Consider the following 22,159-nt stretch of genomic DNA (forward strand, 5'->3'; position numbering starts at 1 on the left):
ATGCCGATTAACAAAGATCTCAAAAAAATCCTGGTGATTGGTTCCGGTCCAATCGTCATCGGTCAAGCGGCCGAGTTTGACTATGCCGGTACACAAGCTTGCCAGGCTCTGAAAGAAGAAGGCGTGGAAGTTGTACTTATCAACAGCAACCCGGCGACCATTATGACGGATACAAACATGGCTGACAAAGTCTACATTGAGCCAATTACACTGGATTTTGTAACCCAAATCATTCGTCAGGAGCGTCCAGACGGCTTGCTGCCAACACTGGGTGGTCAGACAGGTCTGAACATGGCGGTAGAACTGGCACGTGCAGGCGTGCTGGAACGTGAAAATGTGAAATTGCTTGGAACACAGCTGACTTCCATCGAGAAAGCGGAAGATCGTGATCTGTTCCGTGACCTGATGCGTGAACTGGAACAGCCTGTACCTGAGAGTGTGATCGTAACGACACTTGAAGAATCACTTGAATTTGCAAATGAGATTGGTTATCCAATCATCGTGCGTCCAGCCTATACGCTGGGCGGAACAGGCGGCGGAATCTGTGCGAACGAAGAAGAGCTGCGCGAGACGGTGGTAGCGGGAATTCGTTACAGCCCGATTGGGCAATGTCTGGTCGAGAAGAGCATTGCAGGCATGAAAGAAGTCGAGTATGAGGTTATGCGGGACAAAAACGATAACTGTATCGTTGTCTGCAACATGGAAAACTTCGACCCGGTAGGGGTTCATACAGGCGACAGTATCGTTGTAGCACCAAGCCAAACTCTGTCGGACCGTGAATATCAAATGCTGCGTTCAGCTTCCCTGAAAATCATCCGTGCCCTGAACATCGAGGGTGGATGTAACGTACAGTTTGCACTGGACCCACACAGCTTCCAATACTATGTTATCGAAGTAAATCCACGGGTAAGCCGTTCATCAGCTCTGGCTTCCAAAGCAACGGGTTATCCGATTGCCAAAATGGCTGCCAAAATTGCCATGGGTTACACGTTGGATGAAATCGTGAACCCGGTAACAGGCCAAACGTACGCTTGTTTCGAGCCTACGCTGGATTATATCGTGAGCAAAATCCCACGCTGGCCGTTCGACAAGTTCATCTCGGCGAACCGTAAACTGGGAACTCAGATGAAAGCAACAGGCGAAGTAATGGCTATTGGCCGGACATTCGAAGAGTCGATTCACAAAGCAGTTCGTTCCCTGGAAATTGGCGTACATCGCCTCTACCTGAAGGATGCCGAAACGCTGGACGAAGCTACCCTGAACGAGCGTCTGATCAAAGCAGATGATGAGCGTATCTTCCTGATTGCCGAAGCATTCCGCAGAGGTTATACGTTGCAACAGCTACAGGATCTGACCAAGATTGACTGGTGGTTCCTGGACAAAATCGAAGGTCTGATCGCATTCGAAGATCGCATTCGCGAAGAATCCGAGTTGTCTTCTGACATTCTGTATCAAGCGAAACGCCTTGGATTCACAGACCGTGCCATTGCTGAACTGCGTGCGCAAGGTCAACCTGGAGGCACATTAACAACTGAAGCGGAAGTTAGAACTCGTCGGGAGGCAGAGAACCTGCGCCCAGTGTACAAAATGGTAGATACATGTGCAGCTGAGTTCGAAGCAACAACGCCATATTACTACTCAACTTACGAGACAGAGAATGAAGTGATCCCTTCAGACAAGAAAAAAGTTGTGGTACTGGGTTCAGGACCAATCCGGATCGGTCAAGGGATCGAGTTCGACTACTCTACTGTACACGCAGTATGGGCATTGCAAAAAGCAGGATATGAAGCAGTCATTATCAACAATAACCCGGAGACGGTGTCTACGGACTTTAATACATCAGATCGCCTATACTTTGAACCGCTCTTCTTCGAAGATGTCATGAACGTAATTGAACAGGAGAAACCAGTAGGGGTTATCGTACAGTTCGGTGGTCAAACGGCCATCAACCTGGCAGCACCACTGCGTAATGCAGGTGTAACCATTCTCGGAACGGATCTGGAAAGCATCGATGAGGCGGAGGACCGCAAGAAGTTCGAACGTCTGCTCTCCCGTCTGGAGATTGCACAGCCAAAAGGTAAAACAGTCATTTCCGTTGATGATGCGGTAGAAACAGCTCAAAGTCTGGGCTACCCGGTACTGGTTCGTCCTTCCTATGTACTCGGCGGTCGTGCGATGGAGATTGTATACTCCGATGCTGAATTGCTGACATACATGGAACAGGCGGTTAAAATCAATCCGGAGCATCCGGTCCTGATCGATCGTTACATGATGGGTAAAGAAGTTGAGGTTGACGCCATCTGTGATGGTGAAACGGTATTGATTCCGGGAATCATGGAACATATCGAGCGTGCAGGGGTTCACTCTGGTGACTCCATCGCGGTATATCCTCCTCAACATCTGTCCCAGGATTTGAAAGAGAAAATTGTAGAGATTACAATCAAAATTGCGAAAGAACTGAAAACGGTAGGTTTGGTCAACATCCAGTTTGTTATCCATGATGGCCAAGTGTACATTATCGAGGTGAACCCGCGTTCATCCCGTACCGTACCATTCCTGAGCAAAGTAACCAACATTCCGATGGCGAACTTGGCAACACAAGCCATTCTGGGTGTGAAACTAAAAGATCTTGGTTATGTTGACGGGCTGTGGCCTGAATCGGATCATGTATCTGTTAAAGTTCCGGTCTTCTCCTTCGCGAAGCTGCGTCGTGTAGAACCAACCCTCGGACCTGAGATGAAGTCTACAGGTGAGGTTATGGGTCGTGACCCGAATTACGCTAAAGCATTGTTCAAAGGTCTTATCGGCGCAGGAATGAAAATTCCGGCAACCGGAGCGATTGTTGTGACTGTAGCAGACAAAGACAAAGACGAAGCGGTTCCTTTGCTCGAAGGTTTCTACAGACTGGGTTACAAAATCATGGCTACCGGCGGAACAGCAGCTGCGCTTGAAGCTGCGAACATTCCGGTAACGACTGTGAACAAATTAAGTGAAGGTTCGCCGAACATTCTGGATATGATCCGTAGCGGCGAAGCAAACTTTGTCTTCAACACACTCACCAAAGGCAAAACACCGCAGCGTGATGGATTCCGTATCCGTCGTGAAGCGGTAGAGAACGGCATTGTATGTATGACTTCATTGGATACGATTCGTGCGCTGCTGATCATGCTGCAAACAATCAACTTCTCTTCGGAAGCAATGCCTGTCTTTGTAAAATAATAACTCTCTGATGAAGGACATCAGTCAGCCTGCGGGCTGGCGGGATGTCCTTTATATCGGGCAAAAACGGAAAAAATGAGCAAGTGGAGGGGAGCGCTGGTGATGAATCAAGCGAGTTTCAATGAAATGGCTGGCCGTCTGATGGTGGCACTGGATTATCCTGGAGCAGAAGAAGCGAAAGCATTGGTACAAGCTCTTGAAGGTATTCCCTGCTATCTGAAGGTGGGCATGCAGCTGTTCTACGCAGCAGGACCGGACTTTATTCGGGAGCTGAAATCCAAAGGATACTCCGTTTTTCTGGATGTGAAAATGCATGACATTCCCAACACCGTTCGTGGCGGTGCTGAAAGTATCACACGTCTGGGTGTAGACATGTTCAATGTACATGCAGCAGGTGGAGCCCTCATGATGCGTGCTGCACGTGAAGGTGCTGAGGCAGCTATAGCTGCTGATCCTTCCCTTAGCAAGCCCGAGATCATTGCAGTCACCCAACTGACCAGTACAAGTCTGGAAACGATGAATAACGAGATTGGCATTCCGGGAAGTGTGGAAGCTGCTGTGGTCCGTTATGCAGGACTGGCCCAAGAGGCCGGACTGGATGGGGTTGTTGCTTCTCCACTGGAAGTGCCCGCAATTCGGGCTGCGTGTGGCAGTGCTTTTCACACCGTTACTCCAGGAATCCGTCCAGCGGGTAGTGGTCTGGGAGATCAGACACGCGTCTTGACGCCGGGTGAAGCCATTTCCAGAGGCAGTCATTACATTGTTGTAGGCAGACCCATTACAGGCGCTCCCAATCCGCGTGAAGCGGCAGAAACCATTTTGAAGGAGATGTTGAACGCATGATCGAACTGAATGAGATTCCGAATCATATTGCTTCCCAACTGTTGAAAATCAAGGCCGTGGCATTGCGTCCGCAGCAGCCATTTACATGGACATCCGGCATCAAATCACCAATTTACTGCGATAACCGCTTAACGATGTCCTATCCGGAGATTCGCAACGATATCGCTGAGGCCTTTGCAACGATTATTCGTAACCAATACCCGGATGCAGAAGTTATCGCAGGTACGGCAACTGCAGGTATCCCGCATGCTGCCTGGGTGGCTCAGAAACTGAATCTGCCGATGGCCTACATTCGTGATAAAGCGAAAGGACACGGCAAGGAGAACCTGATCGAAGGTCTGATTACCAAAGGACAGAAAGTGGTTGTCATCGAAGATCTGATCTCTACAGGTGGCAGTTCGATCAAAGCAGCCGAAGCTGTACGCGTAGCAGGTGCAACACCGCTCGCCGTACTTGCCATCTTCAGCTACCAGCTGGATAAAGGTGTTAAAGCATTCGAAGACGCAGGAATTCCACTTCAGACGCTGTCCAATTACACGGCGCTGATGGATGTGGCTTTGGCTCAGGGAACGATTCAGGAGAGTGACTTTGAGTTGCTTAAATCCTGGCGTGAAGATCCTTCTTCATTTGGTAAATAATATCATTGATACCTCGAAAAAATGTTCATGAATGAACGGTATCAAAATTGTAATGATTGCCGTCATAGCGGCAAAACCATGGAATATGCAAGAGGCATCCCGCACTTTGGGGTGCTTTTTTCGTTTGTTCATCAAAATATTAACTTTTTCCCTCTACCGTTGTAAAAAGCTTGTAACTTTTAGTTGTGATCGGTCGTTTATAATTCAGTGTAGGTTGGAACAGATTTCTATTTTTAGGTTTTTTGAAGAAGTGATCGGGATATCAAGAAAGGATGAGCGTGATTGCTGGCATGAAGAATTTATTTCTCAGAAAAAGACCTGCCAAGAGCCAGTCAGGCGATGAACCTCAACAGGGGGAAGCACAGCTGGAGACCTCGACGGTTTCGGGAGAAAATACATACAACAATGAAGACGATCGCCCGACGAGTGAACCTCCGTTACCTGAAAGTGAAATCGCTTCAGATGAAGTGGCTACAGCTGCTGTCACTACCATTGATGAACCCCAGAAGCAGATTAAACCGAAGAAAGACATATTGCCCCCATATGATGGACCTGTCCTCGAGGTGCGTAACGTGCATCGCAGTTTCCAGACAGGCAGTCGTATCATCCATGTGCTCAAAGGCATTGATATGGAAGTGAATCCGCAACAACTGGTCATGCTGAAGGGACGATCAGGTTCAGGCAAAACAACACTGCTGAATATGCTCGGTGGATTGGATCAGCCTTCAAGTGGAGACATTCTGTTCTCCGGCCAGCCTCTTCAGGATTGGGGAGACCGGCGGCGGACCGCTTTGCGGCGCAAAGAGATTGGTTTTATTTTTCAGGCATATGCTCTCATGCCCTTATTATCTGCTTGGGAAAATGTAGAACTGTCGCTGCGAATGGCGGATGTTCCGAGATCGGAGTGGAAGGACAGGGTTGGTCACTGTCTGGACCTGGTTGGACTATCCAAACGGGTGAAGCACCGGCCCTTCGAGATGTCCGGGGGAGAGCAACAACGGGTGGCTATAGCCAAGGCGATTGCCCATAGACCCCGATTGTTGCTTGCGGATGAGCCTACAGCGGAACTGGATTCCAAGATGGGCGCTCAGGTCATGGCCGTATTCCGCAATATTATTGAAGTAGAACAAGTAACGATATGTATGACTACACACGATCCTACAATTTTGGAGGTTGCGGACCATGTTTATGAAATGGCGGACGGCAGATTTATCGAGTAAAGGGGCCGCTCCGAAGAGGGGGAAACGCGCAGCGATTATTGTACTTGGTGCGATAATGGTTGCAACGATGTCCGGCTGCTCATTGCTGCCGTCAGAAACAGAGGAAGAAGTGCTTCCGCCAATTACACCACCAACGATCTCCAAGAAACCGGAATATGAAGTCCGGACGGAAACGTTGGAGAAAAAAGTAAGTGGCAGCGGCAAGATGATGAGTCAGCGGGAAGAGAAGGTGTACTTTACGCTTGATGGCATGCATGTCAAAGAGTTGAATGTTAAACCAGGGGATAAAGTGAAAAAGGGTCAACTTCTTGCTGTCCTCGATGTGGAGAGTGTAGAGAAGGAGATCCGTGGCAAGAAACTGGCTATTCGCAAATCCGAAGTTCAAATGAAGGAAACACTCCGCAAGAAGGATGAGATGGACCCGGTAGAGTTCGAAGAAGCAACGATTGCTTTTGAAGAACTACGTCAGGAACTCGCTGATCTGGAGGAACAACTGGGAAAAGCCACGTTGACTGCTCCGTTTGGCGGCACCGTTATTGCTGTGCAGGTAGAGAAAGGTGCAGCTGTGAAAGCGTATGATCCGATTGCTACAATTGCGGATACATCGAATCTGGTTGTGGCTGCAACCTTTGCCAAGGAAGATATGGAGAAGTTCTCAGCCGGGATGAAGGCAGAAGTAGATATTAATGGAGCCGGTAAAGTCGCTGGCAAAATTAAAGTTATGCCTATCGTGGAAGCATCGGGAAGCGGCAGTGGCGAAGGAGCGGGTGAAGGCGGTACGCCTCCAACCAAGGAAACGCTGGATAAGTATGTTATCGTTACACTTGCCAAAATGCCAAAAGGCGTGGAACGTGGCACACCACTATCAGTCTCGATTGTAACGCAGCGTACCGAGAACGCGATTGTGATTCCTGTATCCGCTTTACGCTCCATCGGTTCAAGAACGTACGTACAAGTCGTGGAGAGTGATGGCAGCAAGCGTGAAGTGGACGTTGAAGTTGGACAGCAGACATCGACAGATGTCGAGATTCTGAAAGGTCTGACCGTAGGCCAGAAAGTAGTGGGACGCTAATGGGGCTGCCATTGCTTCGGTTGTTGTTCCGCAAAATGTGGAACACGCGCTGGATGACCTTCAGCACACTGATCGGATTGATTGTGGCGGTAGCGTTCACCGTCAGTATTCCAATGTATGCCGATGGTGCGTTGAAACGGGTCGTCGCGCAAACGCTGCAGGATAATAGTGAAGGGTTACCAGCCGGTTCGTTACTTATGAGTTATCAGGCACCTGGTGGGGTGAAGACAGACACTCGGGGTCTGGACGAAGTAGATCGTTATATTCGTGAGGATGTTCCTCGCGACATCGGTTTTCCTTTTCATACGTATGTGAATTCCAGATCTATACGCAGCACAGAGGTGAGCCCGGAAGATCCAACCAAAGTGGATGCCAGCAGGGTACGCAGTATGAGTCTGGGTACGATGAGTGGGCTGGATGCACAGGTGAATTACTCTGCCGGAGTGAAACCTGGCAATCAGGTTAAAGACGACATTATCGAGGCAGTCATGCTGGAAGAAGGCATGTACCGTAACGATCTGCATATCGGCGATATTCTGGAATATCCGGTGTATAGCGGTCTTGATATCACGTTACGTGTGAAGATTACGGGGTCCTTCAAGGCAGATGATCCGAACAGCCCTTACTGGGTACAAGGATTTGACGGCATGATGAATGGACTTTATGTGGATGAATCGGTATTTAATGATGTTTTACTGAAGGAAAAAGGGATTCCACTTCAAAATTCACGCTGGTATTATGCCTTTGATCTGAAAGAAATTCAAACCAGCCAATTATCAGGTCTGACTTCCATGCTGGAAAGGCTGGATATCGATCTGTATCAGCGGTTGAAAGATACGAAAGTGGACATTACCTTCGGTGATCTGCTCAAGCAGTTCCGCAGTCAGAGTCTGCAATTGCAGACGATGCTGTTTACCTTGGCAGCACCGATGATTGCGATGGTCTTTTATTTTATTGCGATGAACGCCAGACAGTCATTACAGAAGCAAGAGAGTGATATTGCAGTATTGCGCAGCCGTGGAGCTTCAGCTCGGCAGATTTTCTCTCTCTACCTGCTTGAAGGCATATTTCTAGGCGCTATTGCGCTGGTTATTGGGCCGTTGCTCGGTTGGTTTATGGCCAAGAGTATCGGTTCAGCAAGTGGTTTTCTCTCGTTCGTAGATCGGAAGTCCATTCCAATCGGTGTATCCAAAGAAGCTATTTTCCTGGGCGTAGCAGCGGTCCTTGTTGCAATCATCGCATCACTTATCCCTGCGATCACCTATGCACGGGCAACCATTGTATCAGCCAAGCGGCGGCAAGCGCGTACAGACCGCGCTCCGGTATGGCAACGCTGGTTCCTGGATGTGGTGTTGCTGGGTCTTGCTGGATATGGATACTACCTGTTCTATGAACGTCAGATGTTGACCTTTCAGACTGGAATGACAACCGATCAGTTGCAGGTACAGCCGTTTTTGTTCTTTGTACCCGCACTCGCGATCTTTGCGCTTGGACTATTCTTCCTGCGCTTGTTCCCGTGGATATTGAAGCTTATTCAGTTGATTGGTCGCAAGTTTCTCCCGGTCCCGTTGTATCTGACATTAACGCAGTTATCGCGTTCATCTTCTTCATATTATCCGCTGATGATCCTCCTTGTACTGACATTGGGACTTGGGGTGTACAACTCGGCTGCGGCTCGGACGATTGATCTGAATTCAACTGAGCGTACCTTGTACCGTTATGGTTCTGATGTGATTATGCAGACAGTGTGGGAAGGAACACCTGAGGTTAAACCCGGTGGTTCCGGACAGAATGGCGGTACGGGTGGAGGTCAACAAGGTGGTGGCAATGGAGGAGGAGGTTCTGCTGGTGGGGGTTCCGGCGGAGGCAATGGCGGTGGAGGTGCTCCAGGTGGCGGCGGTTCTTCGCAGCCATCCAAAGTCATCTACTCCGAACCTCCATTCGAAGTGTTCCGCAGATTAGATGGTGTGGAACATGCAGCACGAGTGCTGCAGACCAAAGGCAATATTATCGTCTCTGGTAAATCGGGCGGACAGGGGATGCTGGTCGGAATTGATAATGTGGACTTTGCTCAAGTGGCTTGGTTCCGCAACGATCTGTTTCCGGCACATCCCTACAAGTACCTTGACTTGCTTGGTAAATACGAAGGGGCTGTATTGATCTCTTCCAAATTTGCTGACAAGTTCAAACTCAAAACTGGAGATCTCGTCTCCATGGGTGTACAGGGACAGGCGATTGAATTCGTAGTGTTCGGGATCATTCCTTACTGGCCAGCCCAGTATCCGGATCAGATGCCATTCTTCGTGGCGAATCTGGATTATATCTATGATCAGGTGCCTCTGATTCCTTATGAGGTATGGTTGAAAATGGAACCAGATGCCAAAGTGGCTCCATTAATGGAGAAACTCGCAGCGGAAGGTATCGAGTTATCTTCTGTGCGTGACGTCCGCACCGAATTGGTATCTCAGGGTAAACACCCGTCACGAGGTGGTGTATTCGGGATTCTGAGCCTTGGTTTCCTGGTATCGGTTATTATCTCGTTGATTGGATACGTGCTGTACTGGTTCTTCAACCTGTCCGGACGTGTTGTACAGTTTGGTGTATTACGGGCCATGGGATTATCCCGGGCACAACTAAGCGGTATGCTGCTGCTGGAGCAGGTGTTCACAGCGGGGCTGTCGATCCTGCTAGGTATTGGTATTGGTCAGGTATCCAGTCGTTTATTCCTGCCATTCCTGCAAACAACGGATAATGTATCTGCTCAGGTACCTCCATTCCGGATTGTGTTTGAACAGCAGGATATGTTGCAACTGTATGGGGTCACTGTGGTGATGCTGGTCATTGGTGCAACGATGTTGCTCTGGCAGATTCGCAGATTGCGAGTTCACCAGGCAGTCAAAATGGGAGAGGAGAGGTAAACGTGATCCAATGCGAAGGACTTGTCAAAATTTTTAAATCCAGCGATGTGGAAGTCGTTGCCCTTCAGGGTCTCAACCTGACTGTCAATCAAGGTGAAATGATGGCTATCATCGGTAACAGCGGTAGCGGTAAATCCACGCTGCTGAATATTCTGGGCGGACTTGATCGTCCTACAGCTGGTACCGCTGTTGTGGGAGACTGGGATTTACTCAAGATGACAGACGCCCAATTGGTCGAATACAAACGTCATACGGTAGGTTTTATCTGGCAAAATAACGGTCGTAACTTGCTGCCTTATCTCACTGCATTGGAAAATGTAGAGACTCCCATGATTCTGGGAGGCAAGCGTGATCGTGCTTACGCGAAACAGTTGCTCGAATGGGTAGGCCTTAAGGATCGGATGCATAACAAATTGCATCAATTGTCAGGAGGAGAGCAGCAACGGGTAGCGATTGCGATCTCATTATCCAATCGTCCCAAAATTCTGCTTGCAGATGAACCAACCGGTTCGGTCGATTCCGAGACATGTGATACAATCATGGGCATTTTCCGAAGAATGAACAAGGAACTGGGCGTTACGATTGTCATCGTTACCCATGACTTGACGCTTGCTGGCAAGGTAGACCGGATCGTTGCGATTCGGGACGGCTTGACCAGTACCGAGTTTGTGAAGCGCAACCCGAATCTGGATGATGAGCATAACTTGTCCGAATCGGGTATGCCGGACATTCACGAAGCATTTGTCATTATTGACCGTGCAGGGCGGCTTCAGGTGCCAAAAGAGTATCTGGAGGCCTTATCCATTGATAACCGGGCTACATTGGAATTTGACGGTGAACGTATTGTGATTACACCGCCAAGATAATTAAGAGGGGGAACTGGGAAATGAAGAATAGTATGTGGGGAAAACGTGTGCTGGCTGTCATCGCTACTGCGACGCTAGCACTGCCGCTGATTGCTGGCTGTACGGCAAGTGAGGCCAAGGATACGGAGCAGCGTGTATTACGTGTGGCTACGTTGTGGGGAGGACAGGATGACAGTTACTTCCGTCAGCAATTCACCGATGCTTTTGAATTGACACATCCCAATGTAACCATCGAAATTGTAGCTGCTGTTGATCAGAGCAGCATGTATGGTTATGGCAACACGGAAGAACAGCCGGAAGTCCCGGATACGATGGAGAGTCTGAAGAAGATTATGACTGGGGATAACCCGGTTGACGTTATCGTGGCCGATACCGCCACTGTGAAATCATTAATTCAGGAGAATCTGGTGAAACAGCTGGACCCACTGATGCAGGAAGATAAGTTTGATACCAGTGATATCGTGCCTAGTGTACTGGAGGGAATTAAGGACCTTGGGGATCAGAGCATCTATGCATTGACACCAACGTTCTCTTCATCGGCTTTGTTCTATAACAAGGGTATGTTTGAAAAAGCAGGCGTGGAACCGCCAACGGACAACATGACATGGGACGATATTTTCAATCTGGGTACCCGTCTAACGAAAGGTGAAGGTAAAGACCATGTATTTGGTTTCTCCTTCACGACATATCAGGGTGGTTCGCCGTACTACTCCATGCAACAGTACTACAGCTCGTTGCAGCTGAAGACGTTTGATGACAAAGCAGAGAAGATGACAGTAGATTCTCCTCAATGGGAGAAAGTATGGAGCACCATCAGCAAACTTGCGATTGACAAAGTTATTCCTAAAGGTGACGAACCACAAGATCAGAATCCGAGTGGACGATACGATCCGGTACAGGGTGACCTATTCCTGAGCGGCAAGTCAGCCATGGTTATTGGTGATTACAGCTATATTAATCAATTAATTGATGCGAATAAAAATGCGGATAAAATGAAAGACTTTACGAAAGTGGATTGGGATGTTGTAACACCTCCAGTTCACCCGGAAGCTCCTGAAATTGGAGGCAGCATCTATCTGAGCAACCTCATGGCGATTAATAGTGCGGCTCAGAACCCGGATGATGCGTGGGAATTGATCAAGTACATGAACAGTGAGGACTGGGCCAAGATCAAAGCACGTAGCAGCTATGAGATGGTATCACGGAAGAGCTTCATTAAGCCAAAAGATGGCTTGGATTATAACATTCAAGCATTCTATGCGCTGAAGCCGGTCCCGCCAACAAATACCAATCTGGATAAGATGTATCAAAAATCCCCAGGTTTATGGCAAGTAAATGAAAAAGGTATGGAATATTTCAACCAAGTACTAGAGAACAAAAAGACACCAAAAGAAGCACTTGGTGAGTGGGCAGCTAAAGGAAACGAGATGCTGGAGAAATTGAAAAAGGATCCTAAAGCTACGTTTCAATGAGATTTGATGAAGTAGTCATATCATGATAAGGATATAGCCGCTGAAGATTTTAATCTTTGGCGGCTATTTTTATGAAAATGGGGTATTCTACAAAAAGCAGGAATAAATGACGACTCCGGAAAGGACGAGCGGTATGCACTGGGTATATTTCAGCAAGTTGTATGCAACCAAATTTCAGGCAGGATGTCTGGCCAAACGTATGGAGCAGGATGGGTGGATTTACGGTCATAATGAACCGGCGGAAGTTGAAGTTTATCGATCACGTAAAGGTCGTTATGGTGTACGTTTTATTCCCTGACTTTACCCCTTGACTTATAGGGTGACGATAGTGTATATTAATTAAGTCGCTGTTTTAATATTTCTTACTGACGCGGGGTGGAGCAGCCCGGTAGCTCGTCGGGCTCATAACCCGAAGGCCGCAGGTTCAAATCCTGCCCCCGCAATTTAGTTTCACTTGGATGATTCACAGCCATCATCTGCACGTTATACATTATGTCTAGGGCCCTTAGCTCAGTTGGTTAGAGCGGTCGGCTCATAACCGATTGGTCACAGGTTCGAGTCCTGTAGGGCCCATACTCTTAAAACCCTTGCCTAGCAAGGGTTTTTTTCTGTCTTCATTTAGGTGCTAGAGTCAAAAAGGTAATTTGTTAATAGTGTCTTTCTAATATGCCCTTTTTTTGCGTAATTCAGTGTATGTCCACGCCGTACACCAAATCTCGCATATACTATCCTATCCCACACATAGGAGGTAGATTTCATGAGTCAATTTATTGATGCAAGAACCTCGCAGAATGCGAGTTTGGCTAACTCAATTGCCATACCAATCCTTGTAATTAACACGCCTCAATTATTTGGACAAATCGGTTTGATCACCACTGCTGGCATTGGAGCAAACCCGCGGGTGCAGTTCAAGGGAACTGTGTCTGTACAACTTCCTTTAGCGCTGGTTGGTATCACCATCACAATTGTCAGAGGAACTGCGCCAACAGATCCTGTTATTTATTCTGCAACTTCCACATTTAGTTTGAGCATCCTGGCACCTCAGATTATTACCTTCTCTGCCGATGACTTCAACCCACCAATTACACCTCAATTGACGTACACTGCATTTGTGAGTTCCAACTTGTTGGGTACGATCCGTGTAGGCCCCGAGAACTTCGACGGAGTCTTGTATTCCGACTAATGCTCAGCGGCCTTGCCTAAATGAATTAGATCAATATTCTTCTTGAATGAAGGACATCACAGACCTGCCCTCAAAAGCAGGTTTTTTTCTAGTTAAAGGGGAAAACTGAACTTCATCGAGTAGGCAGGGTTCTATGATATAATGCATTACAGAGACTGAATGGTATTCGAACTAAAGTAGTCCGTCAACATCTGAGAATCTTATGAAATTAGTGATAGAAAGCAGGTTTCCATTTTAATGACGTCAAATGAAAGTCAACGTTTTCGTTACAGCGAAGCTCCAGTCTGGGATTGGCAGAGAGCTTATTATGAACAAAAGGGGCTAGAGGCTTGGACAGAGAATCAGGTCCCTCAATATATTACCAGTAATCCGATGATTGCCACGGCGTATGCAGAGATGATTTTTGGCTTTCTTCAGGACCTCGCGAATAAGGGACAGATCACCGAGACCGTGACTATTCTGGAACTTGGGGCGGGTGTAGGGCGTTTGGCACACCAAATCCTGCTTAAACTGATTGAATTAAAGGATTTTGCAGGAATAGATTTACCTCCTTTCAGATATGTATTGACAGATCTCGTAGCGGAGAATGTGCGGGGTTGGAGAGAGCATCCATCCATGCAATCCTTTATTCAACAAGGTATAGTGGATTTTGCGCGTTTTGACGCTGTAGCAGATACGGAGCTAAAACTGGTCGTTGCGGGTACAGTTATTCGGCCGGGTGATCTGAAACAACCGTTGTTGTTGATTGCCAATTACTTTTTTGACAGCATTCCGCAGGAATTAATCTATATTGGGGATGGCGAGATCTACGAGTGCGATCTGCTTGTTCAGTCTCCGGATCGTCGTCATGATCTTGAACCCGCTGAGATGCTGAAGAACATGACGCTGAGTTATGAGTATCGCCGAGCGCCGGAATACAGTGCAGATAACTATCCGTATTCGGAACTGATCACATTGTACAAAGAGGAACTGGAGGATTCACACATCCTTTTTCCCGCAATTGGCTTGTCCTGTCTCGAACGGTTGAACAGGCTGTCTCAGTCAGGTTATGTGTTGATTACCGCTGATAAAGGGGATCATCGACTGGATAACTGGAAGTTCGCAGAGCCACCTGAATTCGTTCTGCACGGGAGTTTTTCTTTAACGGCTAACTACCATGCGATTCAATATGTCTTGGAACAACAGGGAGCACATACGCGATTCACAACACATCATTATAAAGATCTGAACGTTGGGTGCATGTTAATGGTGGACGAACCGATCAGTTATGTGAACACGCGACTGGCCTACCATCGATTTGTTGAACGTTTTGGGCCGGATGACTTTTTCAGTATGAAACAATGGGTAGACTCTCGAATGGAAAGTATGGAGTTGAAGCATATTTTACCGTTTTGGCGTCTGGGTGGATATGATGCTGAGTTCTTGATTCACAGTGCTACCCACATTTCCAGTCTTCTTCCTGATGCAAGTGATGAGGAAATGCTTGATATTCAGTCTGGTATTCATACGATGTGGTCCTCCTACTATGTGATGGAGCAGCAAGGAGGTCTCGCATTTCTGGCAGGGCAGCTGTTATATGAGATGTATATGTATGAGGATGCAAAACGGTTTCTGGAGATATCATTGGTTGCAGACCCGAGTAATCATAATCCAGCCGTCTTGTACGATTTGGCTGTGTGCTGTTACGAACTTGAACTGGAAGAAGAAACCCTGTCATATACCCGTAAGGTACTAGCTCTGGAACCTGATCATGAAGAGGCAGCAGCGTTGCTCCAGAGTTTCGAGTTGATCTGAACGGAACAATTGAAGTCTTGTCTCCTATATGTATCTTGGATGTAATTGGTAATTTTTATATAGAAATTGAAACCTTTAATTGAACTTCATCGTATTAATGGGATATTCAACCAATTATTTCTATAGTACATAAAGGAGACAGAGCTATGAAGAAAATGTTATCCGTTGCATTATATCCATTTGCTTGGGTGTTGGGGGCACTGAGTATTTTATCTGGAAATGCAGACAGTGTCCTATTGGTGAAAGATATCGCTACAGATCGAAGCTATGATGGACAGGCTATCTATGATAGTATTGAACGTAGAAATGCCTAACTACATATCATTCAACTGTAAAGGTAATTGTGTCGTCGAGCAATAACATGAGAAACAATTACTCTTGAAGCGAAGTGCGTTGAGCAGGAACACTGTCTGTCCGTACAACCTTTAAGCCGGTTTTGTACCTTATTCAGGTATGAACCGGCTTTTATTGATGAATGGGGGATACCAGATGAAGATTATTATTGGACAACCGAGGCTGGAACAGGATTTGCTGCAGCTTGAAGCCGAACTCAAGCAACACCCTGATGCAGATGTATTATTTTTTCCTGAAGGTTATTTGAATCAGAATGTAGAGGACGCTTGCCGCCTGGCGGCTGAATATGGGACCATGATTGTATCAGGTCATCGCAGACTGGACGAACGTCCAAAGGACCGATCCATCATCATCAATAAGGCTGGAGAGATTGTATTGGAGAAAGCTAAATATACACCTGCTGAGACGGCTCAGGAACAGGGTTGGGTAATAAGCACTTTATTGTGTGATGAGCTGGTCCTGCAAGGATTTGGCAATGAGAATATAGGGAATGTGGACATTGTGATGCATTCCATTGGTGTGGGCATGTTCAGTGAAGAGCAGTACGGTGAGTGGGTCGAAGAGGCTCGGCAGATCGCCTTGAAGCATCAATGTATTGTCATGGGGACAAGCCATGCGGATGGTTCGTACCGTGATAGCGAGATCTCCATTCCAATCGCCTATTTTATTACACCTGATGGAAAGGTTGTTCTGACATCCCGAAGTGATACACGTACTCGTACAATCCTTCTGGACAGAGAAAATACAGACCCGTCACCTCAGGAGTCACAAGAAAAACAACTGAAAATCTCCATCGAACCATCCGGTTAAATCACCGGGTATGAATCCTTGATGAATGGGCTGATGAACTTGCCGATTCGCCCGGTCACTTGCGCGGAATACGCATATGTTATGGCATACCTTGAAATTCAAAGGAGGCCAATCAAAATGAGTCAAGTTGGATACGGTTGTTGTAATGCTGGTGGCGGATGGACTTCTACAAGTGCAATTCTTGTGCTTTTCATCCTGCTGGTGATCATCACAAAATCTTTCTGGCTGTAAGTCACGTATAGAAACGTACAAACAGTGGCTCCGCTGAGACTTCAGCGGGGCTTTTCCTATTTATAAGCAGCAACATAGCCATCCATGATATTTGACAACTGAAAACAATGTGCTTAAAATCACATAAGAGACTATTAACAGAGATTGAAGGGATAGCAATGCCGTTTATTCGCTTTAAAGGATTCACAGGTCCTCAGCTAGAGGAAGTTGTACCCCAAATTACAGAGCAGATGGCCCTAATTACTCATATTCCAAGGGAGAGAATGAAGGCAGAGCGTCATGATGTACAAGCGCTAACACCTTCTCCGGCTTCTATAGAGATTCTGATGTTTCAACGTGACCAGGAGATTCATAATCGGATTGCATCGTCGGTGCAAGCTATTTTGGAAGAAGCATACATGCCGGATGTGCATATTTTCTTCAATATATTGTCACCTAATTTGTATTATAAAAAAGGCAGGCCGCTGACAGATTATCGATTGGATTGAGATTGTAAGGGACGAGCAGAATGTTGCTCGTCTCTTTGATTTACATATTTTTCGTATGTTTAGCAATGGGCTGGTTCCTGTGAACCCTGCTCAACGATAATGAGCATATCGCAGATACAATAAACAAGGCTCCGCCGATAAGGTATACCCACCGAACGCCCAGTTGATCTGCGACTAGACCAAAGATGACTATGGATACACTCATAACCGTGGATATCAGGAAGCCATGAGTGGCGTATACCTTGGTTAAGGATTCGACAGGTACACTGTTCTGAAGCGCTGTCTGCTGAGCCACATCACGAATCTGATGAACTGGACCCATGAGTATGCATAACACCAAAGCGAGCCATGGAAGGTTGTTTAGACCATAAACGACGGTCAGCAGGCTGAAGAGGAGAGAACCCATGGTCATACTTGCGATTAGATGCTTCTGAATACGTTTGGCCAGCGCAAGAGCCAGAATACCTCCAAGCATGGTTCCAGCAGCGTAACTCGAGTTCATGAGTCCCCACCAACCTTCTCCTCGTCCCAGAGCTTCTTTTGCAAAGGCCAGTGTGACAGCTCCAATCCAGATGGAACCCGCAAGAGCCTGAGCAATGTCCATCAGCGTGAGCAGTCGTAATGATGGATTGTTCCAGAGTATACTCCAGCCTAACCTCAATACATTCCACGATACAGCAGATTTCTGGGGTTGTTCTACATTCCGTGTGAGCGAGCCCATGGCAATCATGAAGATCAGAACGGCCCAGGACAGGCTTGTAGCTGCCCAGAAGGTCTGTGACGCCCCCCAGTTCATCACGGCGAATCCCGTCATGGCGTAACCGACAATGGTTACAGTCTGATTGGAGAAAGATAGTAGGCTATTTGCTTTTATAAGGTCTTCACCTTGAACCAATCGTGGCGTTAAAGTCTTCAGTAACGGAGTTTCCCATCCGTCCAAGAAGGATAGTAGGACCACTCCGAGCAATAGAAGCGGCAGTTGTGAAGTCAAGTGATTCAACGAGATGGCTATACAGGTCATGATTAATGTTTTGGCTATGGAAATGCTGATCAATAGTCTGGAGAATGGGAAACGGTTCACAAGTAATGGCAAAGTGAGATCTGCTATCTTGCGTGCAATGATTTGAATAAGTGGAAACATTGCAGCAGAGAGTACAGATCCAGTGAGACCGTATATATACGTAGTAATGACCATGATATATATGACATTAATAAGCGAGAGCAGCGTTTTGGCGGCCCAGTACGGATAAAATGCGATGTTCATGCCAATGATGTCCTTTCCGAAACGATATATCTATATTACGGGCATTGTCATCATTGCACCACAAACAAAGTTATCATTTTCCCGTCATTTCACCACAAAAAAACTGCCCAACAGGGCAGTCATCTTCTAATGCCTATAGTTCATGCCATAGCGAGTGTGAAGGCGATAAGCAACATCAGCAGGCTGGTCGTTCTGACCATAGTCATATAAGGCCTGCTGGGTTCGGCTTCACCCCGGGAAATCCAGCCATAACGCAGATACCAGCCGAATTTTGGGAAACAGAGATTGATGATACAGAGTACCATGAATATAAAAAAGAGGGTTCTCATACCCATCTTCCTTTCTCACTTACATAACGGATCTCATCTTAACGTTTGCGTCTGGTAAAAAAGACTACAATCAAAATGATAATGATAATAATTAACAGAAATTTCATGTATGTTCCTCCTGATGAGTAGTTAGGTTATTGTGTAATGTTAGTTATCAACTATTACCCAAGAACCACATGACTTGAATAACTGTGTTACAATTAAAATATATTGATTTAATATCAACACATTCCGTTTGGTTAGTTTTCTCTCCTTATAATGTACGATTACAGAATATATAAACATTAATGTGTGTGAGATGAAGGAGGAAGGCATGAGCCAACATAATCAACTCTCATTACAATGGGAATTTATCATCTCGAAAGTGAAATCCTCCGTGACGGTGGTCGATGCTACCTTGCCTGAGCTTCCGCTCATGTATGTAAACGAACACTTTACCCAACTGACAGGATACACGTATGAAGAGTCTGTCGGACACAATTGCCGATTTTTGCAAGGGCAGGATACAGACCCCGAAACGGTAATGCAGATTCGTGATGCATTAAAGAAACAACAATCCATTAAGATTGATATTTTAAATTATACAAAAAGTGGTCAGAAGTTCTGGAACGAACTGAATATTGATCCGATTTTTAATGAATCCGGAGAGTGTTTATATTTTGTAGGCATTCAATACGATATTTCAGAACGGAAGTATGCTGAACAGCAGTTGAAGTTTGCAACTTCCATGGCTGAGATGAACAGCAGAGGGCAATTGGAATTCATCGGCAAGTTGAATCACGAGCTTCGTACCCCGCTTAACGGCATTATGGGCATGATCGAACTTGCCAGTATGGGTGAAACTACGGATGAGCAGAAAGAATATCTGGAGCTTGCACGTCAATCAGGTGAGGCGCTGCTGAACATCATTAACAATAGCCTGGATATGGCGAAACTGGGCAGAGGCAAAATGGATGTTGAAAACATTGAGTTTCAACCATTGAAGCTGATTCAACAGATTGTGAAGACACATGAACCTGCGGCACAGAATAAACAAATACGTTTGCTCTGTCATGCTGATCTGAATGTTCCTGATGTGCTTATCGGTGATCCGTTAAGACTTCGGCAGGTACTGGATAATTTGCTGAGTAATGCGATCAAGTTCACGGAACAAGGTGAAGTGCAGTTACAGGTGGATGTGAGGCAACAACTGATGGATACCGTTGTATTGGTATTCTCTGTGCGTGATACGGGAATTGGCATTCCTCAGCATCAGATCGAACAATTGTTTGATGCATTTACCCAGACCGACATCTCCCATGCGCGCCGATTTGGCGGAAGTGGTCTTGGTCTGACCATCTGCAAAGAACTGCTGGAACTGATGAATGGTCAGATTTCGGTGGAGAGTAAAGAAGGGAAAGGCACACAGTTTGAGGTGACACTGCCCTTGCTGCGCCAACAGGCCATTCCCAATGTAGGATAATAATCAATCAGGACAGCCGGGCGGTCTCGGCTGTTTTTTTTTATTTTTTTGGATTGTTTTACGAACGGGCGTTCTGTTATAATGCAAGTGTTGAATGGGGGAGACACAGCATGAGTAAGAGACGCACAAGAAGAAAACACAAAGGTAAGCAAGGTTTCAAAAAGCAGGTTCTGACGCTGGTAGCGATGCTGCTGGTAGCCCTCTATGCCTGGGCTGGGGGCGAATGGCCGGAGGAGATACCTAATCCATTCGCAGGGACTACTAAGAGTGTAGACCATACCATTACGTTCCCTTCAGAGCGTTATCCCGAAACAGCCAAACATATTAAAGCTGCTATCAAGGCAGGGCATTCGGATGTATGCACCATTGATCGTAATGGAGCCGAAGGCAATCGGGATTTATCACTTAAGGGTGTTCCGGTCAAAAAAGGTAAGGATCGTGACGAGTGGCCCATGGCGATGTGTGCTGAGGGAGGAACAGGTGCAGATATCCAGTACATTACCCCGAAGGATAATCGTGGTGCGGGTTCATGGGTAGGGAATCAGTTAACTACATATCCGGATGGAACACGAGTGAAGTTTGTAGTGAAGTAACAACAGGATATGGGTGGACAGAAACAAGAGTAGTAAGGCCTTTGTTGTGAGGCTAGTGGCAGCGTGGTACAGCATAAGTAGAAGAGAAAAACCAGACGTGCATGCGTCTGGTTTTTTGGTATGATGTGCTGGCATAAATAGATCCAGTTAACGTATCTATACGGGAACTGAGTTTCTAGGATTACAGATCCGACTATACGAGTTGCATTCCGCTTAAATGATGAGACCGGATGCTTAACAGACGCGTAACATGTTCAACCTCATCAAACGGTATCCACAGACTGCCGTGAACCGTACGTAAGGAAAGAATGGATGTATCAGCGGTACGCTCGGGAAATCCAGTTACCGTCTGACCGCTTGTATTACGAACCATGATCTGTTGTTTGCGCCGGATGGCAATTTCTACCTCTTTTTTCATAAGTCATTGCTCCTGATTATGAGATGTTAAATCCATATGTCAATGTTTTCAATGGTTAATTTGTCTTCTTTATCTAGTCTATCAGAACTAGGTATAGATTTCCAGAAGAGAAATCAACATTCTTCTAGGTGATTTGTCTTAGCTGTGGACGATCCGTTTTTGAATGGGGATTACGGGGTTATATTAGGGTAAAAGGAGGGGAACGGAATGACACAATTGATTATTGGGCTGGCCCGTACCGAAAACGAGGCTGTATTGATGCTGAATCAGGTGAAAGAGGAAGGCATCAAGGATAAATATTTGGGGGCGGTGGCGAAGGAACAGATCAATCTGGAGCTGGTGAGCGAAAAGACGGGGCTGCCCAAACCTTTGAAGGGTGCCGGAACAGATGGTGCCTTTGGCGCTCTGAAAGGCATATTGGCTGGTCTGGGGAAGCGAATGGATCAGACGATGTCGATCGGAAATGCAGTGCGTAGGCTCGCTGGTAATGAGATAGGGAGTGAGACCGATGATTTGGTGCTTACACTGACTGAAGCGGGGATCTCGGAGGAGGATGCGCGGTATTACGAAGATTGGCTGTTAAAGGACCATATCTTGGTTATCGTGGAGTGCAGTGAGGAAGAAGCGGCTCGTGTTCGACCTATTTTACTTTTTTAGTTTAATTTAAGGCTGATTTTAGGTTTCTTTAATGTTGGGGAGGTATTCTTATCTCACACCTCCCTTAATATAGATTGGTTTACCGGAAGTCCGGGACCGCAACTCGGACTTTCTAGGCACTGTGAGCTGACGCTTACAGTGCCTGTTTCATTTTTTTTATTATTTTTTATAAAAAGTGTTGCAAAGTTAATTAGTTCATGGTATGATATTTCTTGTCGCCAAGAAATACATAATCCTGCCGGGGTGGCGGAATTGGCAGACGCACAGGACTTAAAATCCTGCGGTAGGTGACTACCGTACCGGTTCGATCCCGGTCCTCGGCATCAGT

At 46.7% G+C, this 22,159-nt stretch carries 21 protein-coding genes and 3 tRNA genes; 21 read left to right on the top strand and 3 right to left on the bottom strand.

Features of this window, described 5'->3' with window-relative positions; all coding sequences use genetic code 11:
• The 17 genes from carB (at position 1) to NSQ38_RS14895 (ending at position 17,108) form a co-directional block, all read left to right on the top strand.
• A complete protein-coding gene (carB, locus tag NSQ38_RS14815) occupies positions 1-3,219 on the top strand; it encodes a carbamoyl-phosphate synthase large subunit (protein ID WP_339790258.1) in 3,219 nt (1,072 codons plus the stop codon).
• A gap of 102 nt (positions 3,220-3,321) precedes the next feature.
• Positions 3,322-4,062 (top strand): orotidine-5'-phosphate decarboxylase, encoded by a 741-nt coding sequence (pyrF, locus tag NSQ38_RS14820; protein WP_339790545.1) that lies wholly within the window; start codon positions 3,322-3,324, stop codon positions 4,060-4,062.
• A complete protein-coding gene (gene pyrE, locus NSQ38_RS14825; RefSeq protein ID WP_339790261.1) occupies positions 4,059-4,700 on the top strand; it encodes an orotate phosphoribosyltransferase in 642 nt (213 codons plus the stop codon). The genes pyrF and pyrE overlap by 4 nt, the downstream gene beginning before the upstream one ends.
• A 290-nt stretch (positions 4,701-4,990) precedes the next feature.
• Positions 4,991-5,920: an ABC transporter ATP-binding protein gene (locus NSQ38_RS14830; protein ID WP_339790263.1), complete on the top strand. Its 930-nt coding sequence runs from the start codon at positions 4,991-4,993 to the stop codon at positions 5,918-5,920.
• Positions 5,883-6,992, top strand: coding sequence for an efflux RND transporter periplasmic adaptor subunit (locus tag NSQ38_RS14835; RefSeq protein WP_339790266.1), 1,110 nt, complete (start codon positions 5,883-5,885; stop codon positions 6,990-6,992). The genes NSQ38_RS14830 and NSQ38_RS14835 overlap by 38 nt, the downstream gene beginning before the upstream one ends.
• A complete protein-coding gene (locus NSQ38_RS14840) occupies positions 6,992-9,910 on the top strand; it encodes an FtsX-like permease family protein (protein ID WP_339790269.1) in 2,919 nt (972 codons plus the stop codon). The genes NSQ38_RS14835 and NSQ38_RS14840 overlap by 1 nt, the downstream gene beginning before the upstream one ends.
• 2 nt (positions 9,911-9,912) lie before the next feature.
• Positions 9,913-10,776, top strand: a complete 864-nt coding sequence (locus NSQ38_RS14845) for an ABC transporter ATP-binding protein (RefSeq protein ID WP_091028519.1) — start codon at positions 9,913-9,915, stop codon at positions 10,774-10,776.
• Between the two features lie 20 nt (positions 10,777-10,796).
• Positions 10,797-12,248 carry an extracellular solute-binding protein gene (locus NSQ38_RS14850; RefSeq protein ID WP_249912164.1) on the top strand — a complete coding sequence of 484 codons (1,452 nt, stop codon included), beginning with the start codon at positions 10,797-10,799 and terminating at the stop codon, positions 12,246-12,248.
• 106 nt (positions 12,249-12,354) lie between these two features.
• On the top strand, positions 12,355-12,546 hold the full coding sequence (locus NSQ38_RS14855; protein ID WP_047843730.1) for a hypothetical protein: 192 nt from the start codon (positions 12,355-12,357) through the stop codon (positions 12,544-12,546).
• Between the two features lie 71 nt (positions 12,547-12,617).
• Positions 12,618-12,691, top strand: a tRNA-Met gene (locus NSQ38_RS14860).
• A 56-nt stretch (positions 12,692-12,747) separates the two neighbouring features.
• Positions 12,748-12,821 (top strand) — tRNA-Ile (locus NSQ38_RS14865).
• A gap of 184 nt (positions 12,822-13,005) precedes the next feature.
• On the top strand, positions 13,006-13,431 hold the full coding sequence (locus NSQ38_RS14870; protein ID WP_062835427.1) for a hypothetical protein: 426 nt from the start codon (positions 13,006-13,008) through the stop codon (positions 13,429-13,431).
• Between the two features lie 237 nt (positions 13,432-13,668).
• Complete coding sequence (locus NSQ38_RS14875; protein ID WP_091028523.1) at positions 13,669-15,225, top strand: hypothetical protein; 1,557 nt, start codon at positions 13,669-13,671, stop codon at positions 15,223-15,225.
• Between the two features lie 146 nt (positions 15,226-15,371).
• Positions 15,372-15,539: a hypothetical protein gene (locus NSQ38_RS14880; protein ID WP_165980229.1), complete on the top strand. Its 168-nt coding sequence runs from the start codon at positions 15,372-15,374 to the stop codon at positions 15,537-15,539.
• 175 nt (positions 15,540-15,714) lie between these two features.
• On the top strand, positions 15,715-16,389 hold the full coding sequence (locus NSQ38_RS14885) for a hypothetical protein (RefSeq protein WP_091028526.1): 675 nt from the start codon (positions 15,715-15,717) through the stop codon (positions 16,387-16,389).
• 117 nt (positions 16,390-16,506) lie between these two features.
• The gene (locus tag NSQ38_RS14890) at positions 16,507-16,620 is read left to right on the top strand and encodes a YjcZ family sporulation protein (RefSeq protein ID WP_082219140.1); all 114 of its coding nucleotides are present in this window, start codon (positions 16,507-16,509) and stop codon (positions 16,618-16,620) included.
• Between the two features lie 158 nt (positions 16,621-16,778).
• The gene (locus NSQ38_RS14895) at positions 16,779-17,108 is read left to right on the top strand and encodes a DUF1904 family protein (RefSeq protein ID WP_091028528.1); all 330 of its coding nucleotides are present in this window, start codon (positions 16,779-16,781) and stop codon (positions 17,106-17,108) included.
• 40 nt (positions 17,109-17,148) lie between these two features.
• Here NSQ38_RS14895 and NSQ38_RS14900 read toward each other — a convergent pair whose 3' ends face one another.
• The gene (locus NSQ38_RS14900; RefSeq protein WP_339790272.1) at positions 17,149-18,372 is read right to left on the bottom strand and encodes an MFS transporter; all 1,224 of its coding nucleotides are present in this window, start codon (positions 18,370-18,372) and stop codon (positions 17,149-17,151) included.
• Between the two features lie 140 nt (positions 18,373-18,512).
• A complete protein-coding gene (locus tag NSQ38_RS14905) occupies positions 18,513-18,701 on the bottom strand; it encodes a DUF6199 family natural product biosynthesis protein (protein WP_051447369.1) in 189 nt (62 codons plus the stop codon).
• 313 nt (positions 18,702-19,014) lie between these two features.
• On the opposite strand from NSQ38_RS14905, the gene NSQ38_RS14910 reads away from it, so the two are divergent.
• Together NSQ38_RS14910 and NSQ38_RS14915 are read left to right on the top strand one after the other, a co-directional pair.
• Positions 19,015-20,163: an ATP-binding protein gene (locus NSQ38_RS14910; protein ID WP_176872551.1), complete on the top strand. Its 1,149-nt coding sequence runs from the start codon at positions 19,015-19,017 to the stop codon at positions 20,161-20,163.
• A 110-nt stretch (positions 20,164-20,273) separates the two neighbouring features.
• Positions 20,274-20,756: a NucA/NucB deoxyribonuclease domain-containing protein gene (locus NSQ38_RS14915; protein ID WP_339790275.1), complete on the top strand. Its 483-nt coding sequence runs from the start codon at positions 20,274-20,276 to the stop codon at positions 20,754-20,756.
• A gap of 193 nt (positions 20,757-20,949) precedes the next feature.
• Here the strand turns inward: NSQ38_RS14915 and NSQ38_RS14920 are convergent, their stop codons facing one another.
• Positions 20,950-21,174 carry a hypothetical protein gene (locus tag NSQ38_RS14920; RefSeq protein ID WP_017687353.1) on the bottom strand — a complete coding sequence of 75 codons (225 nt, stop codon included), beginning with the start codon at positions 21,172-21,174 and terminating at the stop codon, positions 20,950-20,952.
• A 207-nt stretch (positions 21,175-21,381) separates the two neighbouring features.
• Here NSQ38_RS14920 and NSQ38_RS14925 point away from each other — a divergent pair, with 207 nt between their 5' ends.
• Together NSQ38_RS14925 and NSQ38_RS14930 are read left to right on the top strand one after the other, a co-directional pair.
• Complete coding sequence (locus NSQ38_RS14925; protein ID WP_339790278.1) at positions 21,382-21,831, top strand: hypothetical protein; 450 nt, start codon at positions 21,382-21,384, stop codon at positions 21,829-21,831.
• A 237-nt stretch (positions 21,832-22,068) separates the two neighbouring features.
• Positions 22,069-22,154, top strand: a tRNA-Leu gene (locus NSQ38_RS14930).
• Positions 22,155-22,159 lie beyond the last annotated feature (5 nt).

The organism is Paenibacillus sp. FSL R7-0313, assembly GCF_037969885.1.
Classification (GTDB): domain Bacteria; phylum Bacillota; class Bacilli; order Paenibacillales; family Paenibacillaceae; genus Paenibacillus.

Bases quoted from the DNA above. Each gene is read 5' to 3' on its own strand.
- carB (WP_339790258.1), top strand. From the start codon at position 1: ATGCCGATTAACAAAGATCTCAAAAAAATCCTGGTGATTGGTTCCGGT.
- NSQ38_RS14850 (WP_249912164.1), top strand. From the start codon at position 10,797: ATGAAGAATAGTATGTGGGGAAAACGTGTGCTGGCTGTCATCGCTACT.
- NSQ38_RS14880 (WP_165980229.1), top strand. From the start codon at position 15,372: ATGAAGAAAATGTTATCCGTTGCATTATATCCATTTGCTTGGGTGTTG.
- pyrE (WP_339790261.1), top strand. From the start codon at position 4,059: ATGATCGAACTGAATGAGATTCCGAATCATATTGCTTCCCAACTGTTG.
- NSQ38_RS14890 (WP_082219140.1), top strand. From the start codon at position 16,507: ATGAGTCAAGTTGGATACGGTTGTTGTAATGCTGGTGGCGGATGGACT.
- NSQ38_RS14870 (WP_062835427.1), top strand. From the start codon at position 13,006: ATGAGTCAATTTATTGATGCAAGAACCTCGCAGAATGCGAGTTTGGCT.
- NSQ38_RS14885 (WP_091028526.1), top strand. From the start codon at position 15,715: ATGAAGATTATTATTGGACAACCGAGGCTGGAACAGGATTTGCTGCAG.
- NSQ38_RS14905 (WP_051447369.1), bottom strand. From the start codon at position 18,701: ATGAGAACCCTCTTTTTTATATTCATGGTACTCTGTATCATCAATCTC.
- NSQ38_RS14920 (WP_017687353.1), bottom strand. From the start codon at position 21,174: ATGAAAAAAGAGGTAGAAATTGCCATCCGGCGCAAACAACAGATCATG.
- pyrF (WP_339790545.1), top strand. From the start codon at position 3,322: ATGAATCAAGCGAGTTTCAATGAAATGGCTGGCCGTCTGATGGTGGCA.
- NSQ38_RS14915 (WP_339790275.1), top strand. From the start codon at position 20,274: ATGAGTAAGAGACGCACAAGAAGAAAACACAAAGGTAAGCAAGGTTTC.
- NSQ38_RS14895 (WP_091028528.1), top strand. From the start codon at position 16,779: ATGCCGTTTATTCGCTTTAAAGGATTCACAGGTCCTCAGCTAGAGGAA.
- NSQ38_RS14855 (WP_047843730.1), top strand. From the start codon at position 12,355: ATGACGACTCCGGAAAGGACGAGCGGTATGCACTGGGTATATTTCAGC.
- NSQ38_RS14925 (WP_339790278.1), top strand. From the start codon at position 21,382: ATGACACAATTGATTATTGGGCTGGCCCGTACCGAAAACGAGGCTGTA.
- NSQ38_RS14900 (WP_339790272.1), bottom strand. From the start codon at position 18,372: ATGAACATCGCATTTTATCCGTACTGGGCCGCCAAAACGCTGCTCTCG.
- NSQ38_RS14830 (WP_339790263.1), top strand. From the start codon at position 4,991: ATGAAGAATTTATTTCTCAGAAAAAGACCTGCCAAGAGCCAGTCAGGC.
- NSQ38_RS14875 (WP_091028523.1), top strand. From the start codon at position 13,669: ATGACGTCAAATGAAAGTCAACGTTTTCGTTACAGCGAAGCTCCAGTC.
- NSQ38_RS14910 (WP_176872551.1), top strand. From the start codon at position 19,015: ATGAGCCAACATAATCAACTCTCATTACAATGGGAATTTATCATCTCG.
- NSQ38_RS14840 (WP_339790269.1), top strand. From the start codon at position 6,992: ATGGGGCTGCCATTGCTTCGGTTGTTGTTCCGCAAAATGTGGAACACG.
- NSQ38_RS14835 (WP_339790266.1), top strand. From the start codon at position 5,883: ATGTTTATGAAATGGCGGACGGCAGATTTATCGAGTAAAGGGGCCGCT.